Below are 3,316 nucleotides of genomic sequence, written 5' to 3' on the forward strand. Positions count from 1 at the left end.
GCATAGGGCTGCCGGTTGTACTTCCGGCCGCCCTCGTCACCGAGCTGGTTCATGCCGTCGTGCAGCCTACTGGCTATCACCGCCTCACCGGCGCGGTTGCCGATACCCTCGGGCGTGGTGGTGTCACGGCTGTCGTTGTCCGGGTCGAGCCCGGTCGAGACGAGCATCTCGCGCCACTGCGCGCGGAACTGGGGCAGTTGGCTGTTGAGCACGCGGTAGCTCGCGTACATGATGGCGATGTTGCGTTCCCGGTTGGTCGCCCGCTCCGTGGCGACCGAGCCGCGACGCGATGCCCACCGCGGTCGGGTGGTACGGCGCGATGGCGTCGAACCAGGCGTTGTTGAGCAGCACCGTGTACCGGATGACGAGAGAGGCGTCACTTGGGGACACCGTGGTGCGGAAGAGCGGATTCTCCGCCGGGATGACGACTTCCGCTATGGCGTTTCCGGTGTCCAGGTCGAACGGAATCCCAGGGTCTGTTTCACCGCGTACAGGTACCGACAGCAGGGCTAAAGCGAAGACCGCTGCCGACGTTCGGGCAAGAACCCGCATGACAGGTGCTTTCACGTGCATGCCGCCGCCCTTCCGGAGGACGAACCGATTCCGGGCGCATCGGTGACATGCGGTCCGGAAGTCGCCGATGCACGGGATGCTACATTGTTTGCGACATGGTCACAACATCGGTGTCGTCCAATTCACGCGGAATATTCGGCGCGCTGGGACTTCGGGTATTCCGCACTTGTCTTAACTTGCGGAGCTGCGCGCGGGCGGCGATTCCCGCGCCGTCAACATGCCGCACGCCCTGTAGACACCACCCCGGACCGACCGATCGCGGGAGGGAAGCCTCAGCACGGCGCGGCGGATTCGGAAGGGATCGCAACGGGATTCGACGGCTACGACGGCCTGCGCGACGGTGGGGGCATCCGGCGGCGTTTCAGAGCTGCGGACCGGACGAGGTCTCCCTGCGCGTGGCCGACGAGTACCGGATGCGGGTGTGGGCGGTCGACCTCTCCGCCCGGATGCCTGAGGGCGCGACGGCATGCCCTTCAGCGACCTGCAGTGCTGCCGCGCAGTCCTGTGCGGTCGGGCGGCGGCGCGCCGCCAACGAGGTCATGAGGGACAACAGGCGCATCAGGTCGGCCGGGAGGTTCTCGGGCACGGCGGGCGGGCGGTGCAGGCGGGCCAAGGCGACGTCGACACCGCGGCCTCGGTATTCGCGTCGGCCGGTCAGGCACTCCAGGAGGACCAACCCAAGGGCGTAGACGTCTGCGGCCGGGCCGACCTCGGAGCCGCGGACCTGCTCCGGGGCCAGGTACGCGGCCGTGCCCGGCACGTGGCCGGTTCGGGTGATCCGCGCGTCGTTCGCCGAGAACGCCAGCCCGAAGTCGGCCAGGTACGGCACGTCGTCGTGGTCGAGCAGGATGTTCGACGGCGTGACGTCCCGGTGCACCACGCCCTGGCCGTGCACGTGCACCAGCGCCTCGGCCACCGCGGCACCCAAGCGGCGGACCTCGCCCACCGACAAGGCGCCCCGTCCCGTCCGGGCTCCCAACGTGGGTCCTTCCACCAACTTCAGCACCATGAACGGCCTGCCGACGTGGATCCCCGCGTCGTAGAGGGACACCACTCCGGGGTGCGACAACCGTGCCAACGTCCGGGCCTCGAGCTCGAACCGGCGAACAGCGTCGTCGTCGCCGTTCGGCCGGAACACCTTGACCGCCACCGGGCGGCGAAGGTCGGTGTCCCAGGCGCGGTGGACCTCGGCCATACCTCCGCCCCCCAAGGACCCGGTCAACTCGTACCGGCCCGCCACCAGATTGCCGCTGATGGGCAGTGACACCTCACACCCTTCCCGTCACACACCCGGACATCCCTCAATGCCCTATTGTCGACTCCGCAAACAGGAAACGGATCAGAGGTCCCCTTGGAACGCCCAGATGGACCATCAGTAGCGTCACCGGTGCTCCGATCCGAGCGTCCGTCGCGTACAGGATCCATCGGTATCCGACGAGTCCTCGCAGTGTCCTGCAGCGATGACCTGACCAACACACGCCAATGATGCTCACTGCTTGCAAGCAGCCGGGTCATCAAGAGCAGGACTGCGGCAGCCCGAGTCGACTCCCCACTGGTGGGCCGGAATAGGCCGATGTGATGTAGGACAGCTTCGTGCCGGGCTGCACCTCGGGCAGGCCGTCGTCGGCGGCGCGGGGGATGTTGCGGTTGGCCGGCGCACTCGCTGCGCCAGGAAGCGTGAACGCATGGTCGCGGTCGGGTTGCCTGCGGTCTTGCAGGAGCCGTGGTGCCAGACCACGAACCGCCCGGCCGAATGCCCGGCCCCGATCACCGGGGTCTTGGTGGTGACGGGCTTGTCCTGGTGGCCGTTTTCATCGGCGGATGGCCGGTGCCCGACCAGCTCGGCGCAACCGGGACCGACGTGGCGGGATGCAGGCTGGTGGATGCCGAGACCGCCAGCGCGTAGGTCAGGCCGCGGTCGGTGAGCCTCTGACGGAAGGCGGGGTTGTCGCCGTAGGCGGAGTCGGCCACCACCGGCCGCAGCGCGGCAGCGGGACGACTCGGATCCGTGAGGTCGGCCGGTGCCGGCGGTCCCGGCGTCCGACCGCTCTGCGGTTCGACCGGACCGCCTGTGCGACGCGGCCCCCGAGGTTCCCAGGCTGGATCGCGAGAGCGGGGTGTCCGGCTGGGTAGCGCTTCGACCACGCCCAGGCCGATCGGTGCGGCGGGGCGCGCCCGACTCGGCGGTCAGACGCGGCCGAGCAGTTCGCGTGCGACGGCGAAGTCGTGGCGGCCGGCGAAGAACTCGTGCAGGGCGACCGCCAGTTCGCGGATGTCGAGGAGGCCGTTGCCGTTGCGGTCGAGCGCGCGGAGGTCCGTGATGATCTCGTGGCGCTTGGGGCTGTTGGTGAACAGCCGGGCGTACTCCTCCTCGGGGATCCTGCTGTTGCCGTCGCGGTCGATGAGGCGGCAGATCACGTCGACCACGTCGTCGACGCCGCGGGTGGTGGCGGTGTCGCCGGGGTAGCGGCCTTCGGTGACGGCCGCCTGGTACTGCGTGAAGGTGATGGCGTCCGTGCCGCCCGTGGCGTCGCGGAGCTGGTCCCACCAGGACTCGAAGGCGGCGTGGACCTCGTTCTCGTCGGCTTCGTCGAGGTCCAGGTGGACGGACAGCTCGCGGGCCATGGCGAGCAGGTCGTTCCACCGGACCTGGCCTTCGCCGGTCTGGTCGAGGACGGTGGTGAAGAACATCGCCGGGTCCATCGGGGTGTCCAGCCGCGGTGCGTTGCGCACCGCCTTGATG

General features: G+C 69.0%; 4 protein-coding genes. All 4 read right to left on the bottom strand.

The window, feature by feature from the left end:
• Positions 1-230, bottom strand: a 230-nt coding sequence (locus tag AB0G02_RS32450) for a DUF6851 domain-containing protein (protein ID WP_360801813.1), incomplete at its 3' end; no start/stop codon positions are given.
• Between the two features lie 704 nt (positions 231-934).
• Entirely contained in the window at positions 935-1,840 is a 906-nt protein-coding gene (locus AB0G02_RS32455; protein WP_360801816.1) for a serine/threonine-protein kinase, read from the bottom strand.
• A 500-nt stretch (positions 1,841-2,340) separates the two neighbouring features.
• The gene (locus AB0G02_RS32460; protein WP_360801819.1) at positions 2,341-2,718 is read right to left on the bottom strand and encodes a transposase; all 378 of its coding nucleotides are present in this window, start codon (positions 2,716-2,718) and stop codon (positions 2,341-2,343) included.
• A 42-nt stretch (positions 2,719-2,760) separates the two neighbouring features.
• On the bottom strand, positions 2,761-3,316 hold a 556-nt coding region (locus tag AB0G02_RS32465; RefSeq protein WP_360801822.1), incomplete at its 5' end, for a hypothetical protein.

It is taken from the genome of Actinosynnema sp. NPDC023658, from assembly GCF_040639995.1.
Lineage (GTDB): Bacteria > Actinomycetota > Actinomycetes > Mycobacteriales > Pseudonocardiaceae > Actinosynnema.